The 15,048-nt window shown below is 41.3% G+C and carries 10 protein-coding genes; 2 read left to right on the forward strand and 8 right to left on the reverse strand.

Annotation, left to right across the window (positions count from 1 at the left end; all coding sequences use genetic code 11):
* A partial coding sequence (locus tag H1X92_RS00090; protein WP_180558299.1) for a hypothetical protein occupies positions 1 to 195 on the forward strand: 195 nt, incomplete at its 5' end.
* A gap of 136 nt (positions 196 to 331) precedes the next feature.
* A complete protein-coding gene (locus H1X92_RS00095) occupies positions 332 to 1,075 on the forward strand; it encodes a hypothetical protein (protein WP_180558300.1) in 744 nt (247 codons plus the stop codon).
* A gap of 172 nt (positions 1,076 to 1,247) precedes the next feature.
* Here the strand turns inward: H1X92_RS00095 and H1X92_RS00100 are convergent, their stop codons facing one another.
* From H1X92_RS00100 to H1X92_RS00135, 8 genes are all read right to left on the reverse strand, one after another.
* Complete coding sequence (locus tag H1X92_RS00100; RefSeq protein ID WP_180558301.1) at positions 1,248 to 2,123, reverse strand: enterotoxin A family protein; 876 nt, start codon at positions 2,121 to 2,123, stop codon at positions 1,248 to 1,250.
* A gap of 15 nt (positions 2,124 to 2,138) precedes the next feature.
* Positions 2,139 to 2,468, reverse strand: coding sequence for a hypothetical protein (locus H1X92_RS00105; RefSeq protein ID WP_180558302.1), 330 nt, complete (start codon positions 2,466 to 2,468; stop codon positions 2,139 to 2,141).
* A gap of 131 nt (positions 2,469 to 2,599) precedes the next feature.
* Positions 2,600 to 7,693 (reverse strand): MobF family relaxase, encoded by a 5,094-nt coding sequence (gene mobF / locus H1X92_RS00110; protein WP_180558303.1) that lies wholly within the window; start codon positions 7,691 to 7,693, stop codon positions 2,600 to 2,602.
* A gap of 3 nt (positions 7,694 to 7,696) precedes the next feature.
* On the reverse strand, positions 7,697 to 9,736 hold the full coding sequence (gene traD / locus H1X92_RS00115) for a type IV conjugative transfer system coupling protein TraD (RefSeq protein WP_180558304.1): 2,040 nt from the start codon (positions 9,734 to 9,736) through the stop codon (positions 7,697 to 7,699).
* Positions 9,737 to 9,817: 81 nt separating this feature from the next.
* Positions 9,818 to 10,558 (reverse strand): complement resistance protein TraT, encoded by a 741-nt coding sequence (gene traT, locus H1X92_RS00120; protein WP_180558305.1) that lies wholly within the window; start codon positions 10,556 to 10,558, stop codon positions 9,818 to 9,820.
* A gap of 109 nt (positions 10,559 to 10,667) precedes the next feature.
* Positions 10,668 to 11,120 carry a hypothetical protein gene (locus H1X92_RS00125; RefSeq protein ID WP_180558306.1) on the reverse strand — a complete coding sequence of 151 codons (453 nt, stop codon included), beginning with the start codon at positions 11,118 to 11,120 and terminating at the stop codon, positions 10,668 to 10,670.
* Positions 11,117 to 13,921 (reverse strand): conjugal transfer mating-pair stabilization protein TraG, encoded by a 2,805-nt coding sequence (gene traG, locus H1X92_RS00130; RefSeq protein ID WP_180558307.1) that lies wholly within the window; start codon positions 13,919 to 13,921, stop codon positions 11,117 to 11,119. The genes H1X92_RS00125 and traG overlap by 4 nt, the downstream gene beginning before the upstream one ends.
* Positions 13,922 to 13,923: 2 nt before the next feature.
* Positions 13,924 to 14,976 carry a conjugal transfer protein TraH gene (locus tag H1X92_RS00135; RefSeq protein WP_180558308.1) on the reverse strand — a complete coding sequence of 351 codons (1,053 nt, stop codon included), beginning with the start codon at positions 14,974 to 14,976 and terminating at the stop codon, positions 13,924 to 13,926.
* Positions 14,977 to 15,048: the final 72 nt, after the last annotated feature.

A 15,048-nucleotide genomic window follows, 5' to 3' on the forward strand; every position in this document is an offset into this window, starting at 1 on the left:
TTTGATGAAAAGTTAGCTTTAATTGCAGATGCTGTTCTTAAATCAAAATTACAAATTGAATCAATGTTTGAATTATCGTTTAAAAATCCAAAAGAGATTGATAGTAATACTATAAATCAATTTGGTTATGAAGCGGTAAATAATAAAATAAAGGAAGTTGATTATAGAATCAGTCATTTCTTTAAACGAAAATAAATAATGATGATTAGTGCGGAATTTAACTTCTCAATTTTTATTATATTCCTAATTTTGAGAAAAATATATAAATTAGACTACTATTTTAATAGTAAATTACAAAAAAAGTTTCTTTATTTATTATTTTGAGATTAATATGATTATTAAATTCTTTAGAACAATTTTTCCGGTGATTTTGATTATAACCTCAGCCAAAATCAGTCAAGCAGCTACACCTACTATGTTTTGGGATATAAAATCAGTTAAACCACTTAAGGAAATTACTTTTGGAATTACTATCAACGCTGCTGCAGCGATAGATGAATTTTATTTTGCAAATCAATTCGATTTTACTCATGGTGGTGGTATAGGATATATAGGCATCCAGCCAACAAAAAATAATAAAGATAATATTCGTCAATTTAAAGTAATTTTTAGTAGTTTCAGGCACGACTCGTCGACTCAACATAAAAATTGTAAACAAGGTGCTGATGGAATGAAAACAGGTGTTTCCTGTAAAATTTACATCCCTGGAAATTTAAAAGATACATTTTTATTTAAAGTAAAAAAAGATGGTGAAATTTTAACTGGATCAGTTTTAAATAAATCTACTGGACGTGTTGATGTTATTGGACAATGGAAGATAGCAAACTCTGAGGGTTTTTTAGCTACTTCGCAAGTTTCCTGGATAGAAAATTATCTTATGAATCATCCAAATTATACGCTTGTTTGTGATAAAAAAGGATGGCCATATTATGAGGTTAAATTTTTGCCTCCAATTGGTAATGATAAAATACAGGGAAATATATCTGGTTTAAGTCAGGGTTCAAAGAGTTGCCTTGGTGCAATTAAATGGAAAAATGATAAAACCGGAACGCTAATAAGTGGAGGATACAAATAGGGGTTGCCTCAGAAAACGAAAAATAAACCACGCTCGTTTTCGTTAAAGTATTAATTCGAGTGTACATTAGGATCTAAATGTAGACTGGTAAATATCTTTGGCCCAGGGAGCTGAAAGCTTGGGGTGTCATTTTGCCCTCAGCCGGAACCGACCCTTTAAGGCGGGAAGGATGTCAATGTCCATAATTTTCGATTAAAGAATAAAGTAAACCCTTGTCATAAATCAAACTATGTATATTTATAATTTCATCTTTTGTACAAGATGGTTTCTTTTTAAGAAAAATATCTCTTTTGGATAAATGACTATTACTGTTTACGCCAAAACATGTAAAAGATAAAGGCACCTCTGGTTGCGTGCCATTCACAACCACAGATCTTATTCCTGTTGGAATATCAATCATATTATAGGGCATCGGATTACTAGTATCTGAATTATATTGATGATTATAGACCGTTTCTTCCTGCCTCCATCTTTCAGCCCAAAATACATCAGATAACAAAGGGGATCCTGAATGTATTCCATATTGATTAAGCATCGCACCTGTAAGTACTGCATATTCTACGATACGATCAGATGAAAAACCATTAACTGCAACGATTTCTTCCATCCCTGTGTAATCCCTGAGTAAGCGCTCTAATCTATTACGCCGCTGAGAATTTAATGGCGCATTATCTCTGGCTATCCGTAGAGAACCTTGAACATCATAAAAATTATTATTTGGCCTAACTGTATAAATATAAGTCAAATAATCTTCATCAAATGGAAATTCACTATTAGGTCTCGCAAGAGACGCGGCATGTTGTACTACAGAAGCAATAGAGCTTGAAGTAGAAACAAAAGCACTAGTTTGTTCTTCTAAAGATTCTCCTTCAAAATGATGTGTAAGATCATAATCGACAGTTTCGCTGTGCCATGGCCACATTCCACCACTCAGTAAAATTTCATAAATATTTCTATTATCTGTACGATAAACAACAGAATGTACCTCTATTGCATATGATTGTGTTTGTATTAACCATGTGATAAATAATACAAATAATAATTTCATAATTCTATCTCAAAATTAATTAATAATTTCAATACCGATAAGTTCATCCTGTGGGCCGATATTACTTCTTACACATACATTTACGTGTACTTTTATTAAAAAAGCGACTTTAGACAATTCATATATACTTGGATTATCCTTATGAATAGAATAATGATAACCATTACTCAATTTGACTGTTTGCTTAAATCCATCAGCAACATAGATTCCGTTAATACTTACTATTTTTTGTTTTTCATGAAGGCTATTTCCTTGCCATTTTGTGCAGGCCTGAGAAAAACCAACTCCAGCTGAAACTTGATAAGAAAGTAATATTGAAATAAGTAAAATAATAACCTTTGTCATTTGCTCCTCCTATCTAGGCAATAAACCTATATTAAAAATATGATGAACATAATCTTTATTTGTCAACAACGCAATCACTTAACCTCATTTAAATAATGTTGTAACTAACAAGTTCACAATACTAAGTTTTTTTAACCCCCATACTCTTTTTCTTTGATTTTTTGGTTTTTTTCTTCCTCATGATGATATGAAATATTTATCTCATCATTTTCTTTTTCTAGTTTCGGTGGTTCTTCTCCAAGTTGAATATCCGGCATCTTTTCTTCATCATTTAAGCGTATTGATTCGAAAATGACATCTTTATTATCATCGACTTTTTCTAACTTATCTTCTTGAGGTAATTGAGGTGACGCTTCATTATCCGGTTTATTTAGTTCAAGCTGAATCGTATTATCTTTTATATCGTTTTTTATCGATTCATCGAATTCTTTCAACGAATACCGATTGATCTCGTTTTCCTCGCTGTTTTTGTTTAAAAAGAGGGGAGCTTCGCCTGTTCTATCCTGACTCTCATTAATTTTTTCCAATTCTGGTTGTTGAGCTATATTTTTAGCGACTTCTGCATTACTCAGTTCAATGACAATCGTATTGTCTTTGGTATCATTTTTTAAGGCTTCATCAAATTGTGACAATGAATAAAAATTAATGCTGTTCTCGTCATTGCCTTTGTTCAGCACAATATAGAGCCCATCGGGTGCGCCTTTGTAACTGGCTTCTTCGATGTCTGTTTTCCCTGTATAAACGCCAACGGGTATATGGAGATTTCCTCGCTGAATGCCGTGCTCGTTGGTGACGGGCAATAACAATTCAGGTCGGTCATGGTGTGAGAATCTGGCGATTTCAACTAGGGTTTGGTCGATTTTTTGCGCTAATTTAGTGTTGCCAATTTCTTTGCTGTTATCCCAAATTCTGATTTCATTGCGAGCCAGTTGGTCTTCCTGTTTGTTCAGGATGTCATGCGCGGTTAATCTGTCACCGGAAGTTTTTGTAAGGGCTTCCATCCACGCATTGCCATCTGATAAATAAAGCTGAACGTGTTCTTTTGCGCGGGATAATTCCACATAGGTGTTATCCATTGCGGCGAGGGTACGCGCGCCTTCATAGACGATGACATAGGGATAAGAAGCGCCTTGTGAGGCATAGCTTGTGATGGTGTAGGTGTAATCCAGATGTCTGTCGGCATATTCTTTTTGTGGTTGATAGGTGACGAGCTTGCCGTTTAACTCAATATGGAGCTTATCGTCATCAATCCGCTTTATCATGCCCCTGTCGTTATTGGCAATATTGCGGTCTTTATCGGTTGTAGTGAGGCGGATTTTTTCACCTTCTGAGACTTCAATGGTTTTGTCTTCAAAGAGCGCGACGACGGCAGGATTCACTTCAAGCGGTGACAGATATTTCTCCTGATTATTTTCCCGATTTACCAGGCTCACAATGCCTTCTTTTGAAACTCCTGTTATTTCAAAATAGTGTTGATTGATTTTTGCGATGTGACCCAACTGATTTTGCCAAAATTGACTATCTTTTAAATCGGCTTCCTGATGGTTGATGCGTTGTAAAACAGGGATACGGGCTGATTTACCCAGCATTTGTTGACTTTGCATCACCGCATGAATGTTTTCATTTAACTGATTTCGATCGGCATTTAACGGGGTGATAATCACTGTGTTATCACGCGCTTCTTTTGTTCTACCCACATAGTCATCAATCACCCTTTTTATCATTTGATTGTCGTTTTCCTGTGGTTTACCTGATGAATTCCCCTTCATGATTGTGCTTTCGGGAATAAAAGCACCATTATCCCTTGCTACTCGGTCAGGAGAAACCTGACGAATAATATCCAGTGATTTTTGGGTATTTCCGGCAATTATCGCTTCAATAGCGGGTTTTAATTCGGGTGTCTGTCTGACGATTTCGTCCATTACCACTTTGTCGGCGGCACTTCGTTGCCAGGCAAGGGTAAAGGGTGCGCCCCGTTCGAAGGCTTTTAGCTGTTTTGCATCCCCTGAGAGGACGACTCTTCCTGCATTATCCGTGATATTAACCAGTAATTCTGCTAAGGTTTTGTTGCCAATCATCGAGCTTTCATCAATCACAAACAAGGTATTTTTATACGATGTTTTGAGGTTGTTCTGGTGCTTTTCCATCAGAAAACTGGCGATAGTTTGGGATTTTATGCCTGCTGCCTGTAATTCATTGACGGCTTTATGGGTGGGTGCGAGACCGACGATACTCACGTCGGGTCGATTATTGTTAAGGGCTTGTGCTACCGTTTTAAACTGGGTGGTTTTCCCGACACCGGCATAGCCTTGTATCATTATCGTCTGGTCTTTTGAAGTTAAGACGAGTTCGGCGGCTTTCTGTTGACCTTGGGTTAATCCGGTAAAATTAAGTTTTTCGATATTTTGGATTAACGGTAATTGACTGTTTTTGCCCTGTAAAATCTGCGAGAGGATTTTGACCTCGTTATCAAAATCTTCTTTGCGAATAAACCGCCCATAAAACTCGTGCGTTGTTTCATCCACGCATTTCACTTCGCCTTTTTTTAGGCGTTGTTTAAACGCGTTTATGCAATCCTTAAACGAAAAATCACTGGATTTTGCGGCATCGGTAATAACATCTAGGCTATTAAAAACCATACTTGATTTTGTCCGCCGGTCAATGGCGATGTTTAGTTGTTTTTGAATATCAGGGGTGACATTATTTTTAGCGACATCGGCGGCTTTTAAAAATGATTCATCACCTTGCTGGATATCAGAAAGCACAGTGGTGCTAATTTCACTTTGTTGTAACCGTTTTTGGATGCTATCGCTATCCAAACCGGTTATGCCGATAATATTCTTTCCACTGCGCCTTATCTGATTGATGGTCGAATTATTGACTTCTTTTTCGTTAAACACCGCAATCACGGTTTGATTTTTATCAAGACTGTTTCCAAATGCTTCACAGTAGTGGTATTCCAGTTTGCAATCGGCTTTTGGGGTGAATGACGCTTTTTTGCCGTATTCATCTTCCATGATGATTTTATCGGCAAATAAAAAATTGCCTTTTTTTAACTCCGTCACCGTAAAGGTTTTGCCGGCCTGGATATTTTGGCCAAACACACCGGTTGATTTGACGCTATCACCTTCTCGCAGTTCTATCTCTTGCACCTTGAAAAGACGGTAGTGACTATCGATTTTATTAATTGAGAGGGCAGACGTGTTGCCTAATCGGTCTTGTAACAGGAGTTTATTACTTTGTTTGCTAATACTTTTTATCTGATACTGCTGCCGTTCATTTTCTGTTGTGCGCTCAAGTATCATGCCGATGTTATAGGTATTACGCTGATTGCGGTTAGCGGCATCTAAAAATATCGATTTTTTGGTGGTTATTACCATCTTATTTTCAGACAGCAATCCTTTTTCGATTAAAATATCACGGGTTTTGGTGGTTATCGCTTCTTTTGTTGGGTTATTTCCTGCCTGAATAATGACATCCTTATTTAAGGCATAAAAGTTAGCAAAATGATTAGCGGCGGTCTTTATTCTGCTTGCTTTATCCTGTTCAGGGATAAAATAGAGGTGTTTATCGGCATTGGATTCAAAAGCATTAATCGGTTCGGTGCCGAGTGCTCTTGCGATTTCACTGGTCAGTCCTTTGTTTTTACGGCTGGCGCTATCCAATGCAATAATCGTGTCGCCCTCGGCATAGGAACGACTGAGTAATGCCGAGACTTTATTAAGGGGAAGATGTTCAGATTGGTAAATCCCGATTAATTGCCGTTTGTGGTTGTTTTTCTGGGCGTCACTTAAATAGTCATCAATGCTGATGGTTTTTACTTTCTTATTGACATGCTCTTGTAATTTATCGCTGATTTTTTTATTTGGCGTAATGATAATGGTATTTAATTTATTTTCTTTGGCAAGAGTGTGGATTTCCTCGATAACCTGAATTTCATGGGCAAACCCGCCTTTAAGGTTAACCAGATTAAACCGGACATTGTTTTGCGTGATATTTTTAGCTAATGCGCTTTCTTGTGTTGTTGTTAATTCATGTTTACTGTACCGCAACTGATGAATGAGTGCACTGACCTCATTTTCCTGTTTAAGGTGGGTTTGGGTGGTTAACAGCGTGCTTTCTGAATTAAGAGGTACCAGATTCCCTTGTTTAATCGCCTGGTTAATTTCCTTGCGTAATATTTCTAATGTTTTCGGCTGGCAAGGAATGCGATTAATAATATGGGTTAATAATGCATCATAGGAAAATCGAGTGTTTTTATCGGATAACACCTTAATCGATTGTGAGATAGCTTCTTTAAGGTTAACCATAGGTGTAGATGGGTTGTGGTTTTCTGCTTTTTTCACGCTAGCCGCTGAATATCCCGTCTTGGCTAGCCTTGCTTGCCATTCTTTATGCAGTGTTTCAACATTGGTAAAGGTTTTTGCCTTACGGGTGGCTAACACGGCGGCACTTTTTTGTTTAGCAGAAGCGGTTTCGCCTACCGCTTCAACAACCTCCTTGCGTCTGGATGAAAAGGGTTCGGTGGGTACGCCTTCTATTTCCCATAAGCCATTTTTTCCGGTTGAAATAAACGAATAACCCTGTTTCTGCAAACTTTCTTTTAGGTGCTGGCGATAAATAGCGCCAAAAGTAACCTGTAAATCGTTAATGATTTCGCTAAATCCACTGCGGTTAATCTTATCTGATGACAGTGCTTTCCACCCCTTTTTATCTGACCAGGTGGCATTCATTAGTAATGCATGTGTGTGTAAATTGGGGTCGAGATTGCGATTAGTGGTGTGAAGAAAAAGGGCAGCAATTGCATTGCCGGTGATTTCTGTTTGCGTGACCCCTTTTGTCATTGAACGGGTAGAAGTTACGCTTTCAATCTCTTTGAGGGCTGATACCACCGCCTGTTTATGTGCATCCAGCACTGCGGCATTACCTTCCACCAACGCTAATACTGAGACACTTTTAGGGGCAGAAAAGGTTAAGTCATAGCCAGGTCGATGTTTATTTTTACCATTCACATTAAAACTCAAATCGGTGCCGTCCGGTAATTTTCCTTCCAGCACCTGTTCAAAGGTATTTCTATCCACCGTGCCGGTTAATCCTAACCGTTCAGCGCCTTTACCAAACCACTGTATTCCTTCTTCACCGACAAAGTAATAGTTATCCTTTTCTTCATAATAGTTGGCACTGGTAGCTGCACCACCACTAGTAAGATTTTTAACCGACAACATACGCTAAATCTCCTTTTCTGTGCTTTTTTCGTGCCGGAGATTTTTATTTGTCTCTTCGGCGCCTTCTAAAGCTTCAAGCTCTGATGTTTTCTGATACAGTTTTCCTGTAAATGTCGAGATAGACACGACTTCTTTTGAGCTAGAACTATCGATAGTGTGGTGCGTATTACTTTCTTCATTCGGTTTGCTGGATGTAGATTTTTTATCTTGGGTCGTCACCAGTTTATCGAGCTTATTTTCAATCCCCGATTTATTCAGTTCCTGCTCAATCTGATTATCAAAAATGGCGGCGACATCACGTTCAATTTTCCCTGCAGCAACCGTTTCATATTGCTTGTGTTGCAGGGTAAGTTTGACAATCGGCACATTCCCGCGGAGCGATACAAAGCACTCTAAATCATCCAGATTTTGAATATCGGAGAAGCTGACAATTTTTTCACGGGTATCTTCTTTGGAAAAGTTCACACCATCACGAATAGTATCCACCCCATAACTATACTGGTCACGGAATTTCAGTAAACGGGTTTCGCCCAATTCTTTTTGTACCCACTCCGCCACACTGCCACTCGGGGCACGGAAATAGAGGCTGGTATTCGCCAAATCCCAGATATTGCGAGCATCATGAGCGCCATAGTTCGCTTCCAGTTGCGAGAAGTTTTGAATGCCGATGAGGGTTGCTCCACCAAATTTACGTGCTTCGGAGAGATAATCGCTAATGACCGGCAGCTTATGAAGACTGGGTAACTCATCTAACACTGTCCAGATACGACTTTCTCTGCTCGGTGTTAACGCCAGTACCGATTGCATGGAAAGATTGAGCCAAGTGCTGATTAACGGCTTTAAGGCAGCATGCAAACGACCATCGCTGGAAATAAAAATCCAGGCATCTTCATCGGCATTTTGCACCCATTCCCGAATGGAAAATGGCGGCTTGCCTTCTTTTTCCAATCCCTGACAGTAGCGCAAGGCTTTGACATAAGCACTTAACACGGTACGAATGGTCATGGCGGTTTTTTCTATACTGCCATCAACCAGATTAGCCGCATCAGTGCCCTGGACAAAATCATGCAATTCAGGGAGCGAAATGGACAATAACCGCTGTAATAATTTTTTAATCGAGCGGTCTGGGTGTGAGCGCATATGCTCTGCGGTCGCCACAAACAACAGGCGCGCGGACATGAGCCAGAACGGGTCACCACTTTTGGCATCGGGGAGCAAGGGTAGGGCAAAGTTTTCAAAATCGGCGCGGTCCTGGCATTCGCGCCATAAATCCCAGTTCGGGCAACGTGCATCCATTGGGTTTAAGATAATATCTTTTCCTTCGCGATAAAAAAGCGGGATAAAATTATTCCCCTTGTCGTAGATAATGGCTCTTTTCCCCTGTTGTCTCACCTGACTTAACAGGTCATTAATAACAGTGCTTTTCCCTGTTCCCACCGTGCCATGCAGCCCAACATTTTGCTGTTCACTGTTTTCAACCAGGTGCAAATCGCCAATCTTAAGTGGTGATATTTTACCTTTGGCTTTTAAAAACTGGTTAATTTCTTTTACCGAACTGGCCAGATAGCGACCGCCAATAATCTCATTTTTTCTCTGCTGCGCCCCTTTTTTACCTAACCACCAGAACACCGCCACAATCAGGCCAACAAAGGTAAAGGAAGCGACTCCCCACGCCCAAAATGCCGCGTCTTTCAATAACACATAGCAATAAATAAAATACCTGTCGATACGCACCTCTCGAGCGGTTTTCTCAAATTCAACCACCTGGCCGGTTCGGGGGTTTAACCAATGAAAAGTAAAGGGACTCCCTTCGCTGGTGCCAATCGCTTCCTGTAACGGGATGACCAGTTTGTCTATTGCCCAGTAAGACAACCCGTGTATCATCTTCTCAAGCGGGATTTGAAAAGCTATGGTGGCAAAAAAGACAAGAATGGTAGCCAGAATTACCCAGAACGCCACAATATTGGCAATCTGCATAAACATCGCCACCATGTATTTAATTACCTGACCACCCTGGGTCATGTTTCTGGCATCAAGACTCATGATTATTTTCCTTAGCAACAGGAAGCCCAATTTTCTATCAAGAAAGTTTTATTTATTGGGCTTTTTAAGACGGGAAAGAAATTAAAGAATATTGGCAATACTTTTCGCTAACTGATTTTCCAGTTCCGGTTTTGCTTCTTCAAATTTCAGATTGACCTTGTTGGCATTGGACACAATGCGCGTCTGGTATTTATGACGGTTGGTGGTTTCGGTACTGGTCTGATGTTTAGCACCTGAAGTCCCCTGTTTTAGGCTTGCCACGTCATTAACCGTGACCTTCGCGCCTTTGCTTAAGGCGCTAATCTGCAAGTCGGTTATCATCGTGAAATTCACATCCTCCACCATGGCATCGACCGCCGCACCTATTAATCCTGCCGCTAATCCACCACCTAGGGCTGCCCCTGTAGAGCTGGTATTGTACGCCAATGCTCCAGCCCCAATTGCAGCGCCAATGCCCGCCCCCTGATAACCCTGTGACAGGAATAACTGGGCGTCCCTTAAATCCATTTTATCCGCCTTTAACACGTTAGCCTGTATCCAGTAATAGGCGGCATTGGGATTATTCACCACCGTATAGCCTTTCGCCTCAACAGCCTGTTTAATTAAACCGGCAAGATTCGACATATCTTTATCGGAGGTGTTTTTGATTTGCAGATAAACGGTTTTCTGGGAAGCGGGGTCTAACCAGATAGTTTCACTCATCTGGGTTTTGACTTCGAGGTTGCGTTTTTTTACTGCTGTGCTGACCGCACTACAGCCGGTCAGGGCTAATGAACTGGAAATTAAACTCACCAGCACTAAACGCTTAAACGTTGATGCCATTTTTAATAAACTCCTTAAATTTAGGTAACAGAAATGTGATCTATCTTTCGATAGATCGTGATTAATTTTGATTAATAGGGTTAATTTTATTTAGATTTATACTTTGGTTTCAGTCGTCTGATTTTGAACATGCTCCATACATATTACCAGCAATATCAGTCCCTCCAACCATAGGTAAACCATTGGCTGGGTTATGAGAAAAAGCATTATCATTCACTTTATAATTTGGATGTTTGATATTCAATGAAATGAATAAAAATAAAATAACCAAGGTGGAAATGATTATTGGAGTAACGAATAACTCATTAGTAAAAACTCCATCATGAGATAAAGTAATATCTAAACATTCTTTTATTAAAATAAGCGAACTACCAAATACGTAAAAAAAACTAACAACTATTTTTACAATTTTTTGACTATTTTTCCAACGGATTGCAGTAAAACAAAAGAAACCACTTATCGCTATAATTGACATAGTGATCATAGAAAAGGTCTGTTTAAAGAAAAACAAACATAATGATTCTAATGTAATTATCATGATGATAAAGGTTAAAAATTTCATTTGCCCCCCTTCTCTTCATATCTATTAATATTAGTCGATTTTTCCTTATTTATCGCCTTTTCATTCGCCATTATTCTATCCTGCGTGGGTGCCACATTATGGCCAAAATCGGTTTTCTCTGCCCGTATTGCTTTTGCGTATTCACCGGTATTGGCCTCGGCAGATTCAACCAGACTAACCGTGTTTCTATCACCCGTTTCAGGGTTAACGATGGTCTGGTGTTGCCGAATCTGGCCTTTATCGGCCATTTTTTCCAATTGTGCCGCACTTTGATCAAAGCCGGCTGGATTATATCGGCTGGCATCATGAGCTACCTGCATACCCTGATAATGACTGGCCACTACTGCTTGACTGGCGAAATGATTATGGCGGATATCATCGGCTATCCTGTCACTGAACTCACTGACCAGCGCTTCACGCTGTGCCCTGACCGCAGGTGTTCCCGCATCCGTTAATACACGCCCTGCCTCAGCTTCACCTAAACGCGAATACGCAAATTGGGTAAATTCCTGCTCCAGGCGGTGGGAAGCACTTAAACGTTCGGTTTCGGTTAAATTGGCTTGTTCCGAGATACTTTGCTCTTTGGTTTGACTGGCGGTAAATCCGGCGAAGTTTTCACTGGTATTTTGCAGTGAGGCTCGTAAATCTCTGACTAAAGAACGGGTTTCCGCGTTGGAAATACGGCTAACCTCATTATCGGTCATATTTTTTATCACCGATGCGGATTGACTGGCTGAAAAATCCCTCGCTACCAGCAGATCTTCTGATGTTTTATTACTTTTTGACGCAGAGTCTGTATTAGTGTCAACCCATTGGTGACGATATGACGCTTCTAGATTTGCATTTGCATTAGCAACACCACCCATATTTTTGTTACTAACACCAAAAGATCCAGATGCTCCAAATCCCCCTATATCGGTTCTATCCGTTAAAGTTTTATCTTCTCTTGATGTACTGTTATTTGATGAAAGAGAAGATTTCGCTTGTTGTGATTGCCGCTGGATGTCTTCAATAGCTTGGCGCTGTTCACCGGTTAACCCACTTTCAAATGATCCTTGCTTGTTAAACTGGTTACTGAGTGCGGTTGAGATATTGTAGGTGTCCGATATGGCACTTTTTAACCCCTGATGATAGCTTTCAGTTTCACGGTGTTGACTACTTAAGGCTTTGCTAAAGCTGGTATCAAGCATTGAACTGGTATCCAGGCTAAAGGGCAGTTTCGAGATGGATTGCGTAGTATCGACAATATGCTGGCCACTTTGGGTGGTGCTAATCATCGCCCCGTTATCGATTTGCTGACTCGAGAGTCCCGCCCTGTAACTGCGGTTTAAATCGGTTTTAAAGCCGTTAATGTTTTCCACCTGCATATTGGCCATGTTGTAATTACCACTGGCCACCGCGCCTGCATCCGCGGTCGTTGCCCCTGCTAGAGCATTACCCAGATAGGAGCCGGCACTGGCAATCTGTTGACCCAGTGAGGTGAAGAGTTTAAAACTCAAAAACGGAATAGACATCATCAGCCAGCCGGCAATGCCAGCCGTGGTGCTGCCGGTCTGGGTGAGTCTGTCTAGATTAGAAAACGTTACATTTTCGCCATTTAGCGTGGTGGCCATCATGAAATTGTAAACATGATTAAAGATAGCAAACATCACAGGCCATAACATGAGGCTGCCCATGACGTTAAGGTAATTAATTATCACTTTTGTGGTAATTTCTCTTACAAAAAGCGCTAAAACCATAATCGGAAAGAGCGAAATACATAAAAGCATCAGCACGGTATTGAGTTGCGGCAGCATTTCACTGGCCAGATGATAACTGGCCTGATGGGATAAGCGCATTTTGGCCAGCGACTGCTCGGTGGTCATCAGATTTAACCCTGCGGGGTCGTTCATCGCGGCCATATAGGCATTAAAGCCTTTTCGTAAGCCTGCTATCATGATGTTCTGTTTTAAAATATCGGCGGCAGACTGACTTGCTTTCATAAAGTAGTTATAGCTGCCTTCGAGCATATGCGGTAACACCACTGAGGCATCGTGGCGGCCTGGAAAGAGTTTTCTGGCATAAAACATTAGCGTGCTGCCAGTGCCGGTGGTATCGAGATTAAGCAGCGCTTTAAGTTTTACCGTGGCTTGCTGGCAGGTCATAAACTGACTGCGTGCCCCTTCGGTATTTTCAGACTCCCAGCCCTGATAATAAATCCCTCTTAAGGGGCTCGGTTTTGAGAAAATCAGGCTATAAATATCACGGGTATGGAGTAGCTGGCTTAAACTGTATTTGTGGTTTAGCTGGATATCAGGAATAACACAGTTTTTGACATATTCACTGAAATTGGCATTAATCTCAGGGCTGTGACTGTGAAAGGTGAGGGATTCCTGCATCAGTTTCTGGCCAAACATCAAACCGGTTTTACTGTAGGCGACACTCTCTGGCAGATGGAAAAAGTCATCATAAAAGATGGCCGCTGAATGGCCGATACCGGTCAGTAGCCAAAGTGGTGTGGCCAGTCCGACTGGCACATTATCCACCCGATTGATTTTGTCTGGCCTTGTCAGGTCGTTGACCACCACCGTGACTTTCGGTGTAAGCAATAATGCCGTCACACAAACGAAGGTGAATCCCCAGGCAAAAAGTCCCTTTAAGTCATGGGTTTTAACGTACGTCATGACGCACGTTAAAATACCGAGCGTTTCCGCCAGATAAAGCAACCCACCCCAAGTGCGGTGATTAACCATGGCGGCCACCGCATTCAAGGTTTGGGTCACCATATCACCCCCACTAATAAACCAGGTATCCAGTACCATCTTTACCCTCCAAACTGATAGTTGCTCATCAACCGGTCAGACAACCCTGATGAGAGTTGCTGACGTAAATAGTGCAAATTGCGCTCAAGCTCCAGCAGATGATTTTGATTAATCCGCATTTTGGTTAAGCGCTGCGCCATTTTCTCGCGCACGGTTTTCAGGCTATTTTGAAACTGTTTGTTTTCTTCTTCGGTATTCAGGCTCCCCGCACCTGCCACCTCCACTAAATCAATCAGACCGTCGATATAGCTCACCACCATGTCACTGGCGATGTACTCAGCCAATGACGTCACCATTGACTCATCGAGGCTTAATGAGGCACTGTCAATCACATAGCGCAGGATTTGGACGCGGGTACTACCAATCAGGGCCGTTTCCTTATCGGTTAACGCCGCATCGGTGGTGGATTTTTTAAACAGGCTTGACAACAACTTCTGGATTTGTGCTATCATGCTCTTGTTGGTCGGCACGGTGATTTTGCTTTTGGTCGGTTTCAGGCACTGGGTAACGCTATCACAACGATAGACTTCTGTTATGCCACCTTTTAGAATTGTGTTCATCACACCATCATTCGCTCCGAGCCCTGGCAAGATTGATAACTCTCCCTGATTGCCATAAATTACCGTGCCGACCAGCGACATCATCAACTCCTTTAATTCCCTGTCACTACTTATAAACTGATTAATTTTTTCAAACGCACTCCAGGTTAAGTTGCGATTGCGCGGGATGCGCCTTTTTTCTTCGTCATTGGCATGGTTAAATACTTTGTTGGTTTCATTGCCCACGCCACAGCCTTGACGGGAGGCTGCCCAATCGGCAAATACACTGTGGTTACCGGCGATGTCCTGACAGACGTGCTGGCTGGCCGTTTGTGATTTTGGCCACAAACCGCCGACAATCCCTTGCGCCGCCTGACAGGTGGAGATATTAGTATTGTTAATGTCGGTCGCCAGCTTCTGCAGATAATCCTTGACCGCTTTCACTTGCGGCAGCGCGGTTTCTAACGCCAGGTCAAAGGCGTAACCTGCGGCATTACTTAAAATCTCTTTCGCCATCTTAACCTCCAAAGGGTACTCCCACCGACATAAGGTGGGAGGGGAATTTGGTCGGGCTTGAAAAGCCCGAAG

Source organism: Arsenophonus endosymbiont of Apis mellifera (genome assembly GCF_903968575.1).
Classification (GTDB): Bacteria; Pseudomonadota; Gammaproteobacteria; order Enterobacterales; family Enterobacteriaceae; genus Arsenophonus; species Arsenophonus apicola.

Coding starts and splice junctions, on each gene's coding strand:
- H1X92_RS00095 (WP_180558300.1), top strand. CDS start 332: ATGATTATTAAATTCTTTAGAACAATTTTTCCGGTGATTTTGATTATA.
- H1X92_RS00100 (WP_180558301.1), bottom strand. CDS start 2,123: ATGAAATTATTATTTGTATTATTTATCACATGGTTAATACAAACACAA.
- H1X92_RS00105 (WP_180558302.1), bottom strand. CDS start 2,468: ATGACAAAGGTTATTATTTTACTTATTTCAATATTACTTTCTTATCAA.
- traG (WP_180558307.1), bottom strand. CDS start 13,921: ATGGTACTGGATACCTGGTTTATTAGTGGGGGTGATATGGTGACCCAA.
- traT (WP_180558305.1), bottom strand. CDS start 10,558: ATGGCATCAACGTTTAAGCGTTTAGTGCTGGTGAGTTTAATTTCCAGT.
- H1X92_RS00135 (WP_180558308.1), bottom strand. CDS start 14,976: ATGGCGAAAGAGATTTTAAGTAATGCCGCAGGTTACGCCTTTGACCTG.
- traD (WP_180558304.1), bottom strand. CDS start 9,736: ATGAGTCTTGATGCCAGAAACATGACCCAGGGTGGTCAGGTAATTAAA.
- H1X92_RS00125 (WP_180558306.1), bottom strand. CDS start 11,120: ATGAAATTTTTAACCTTTATCATCATGATAATTACATTAGAATCATTA.
- mobF (WP_180558303.1), bottom strand. CDS start 7,693: ATGTTGTCGGTTAAAAATCTTACTAGTGGTGGTGCAGCTACCAGTGCC.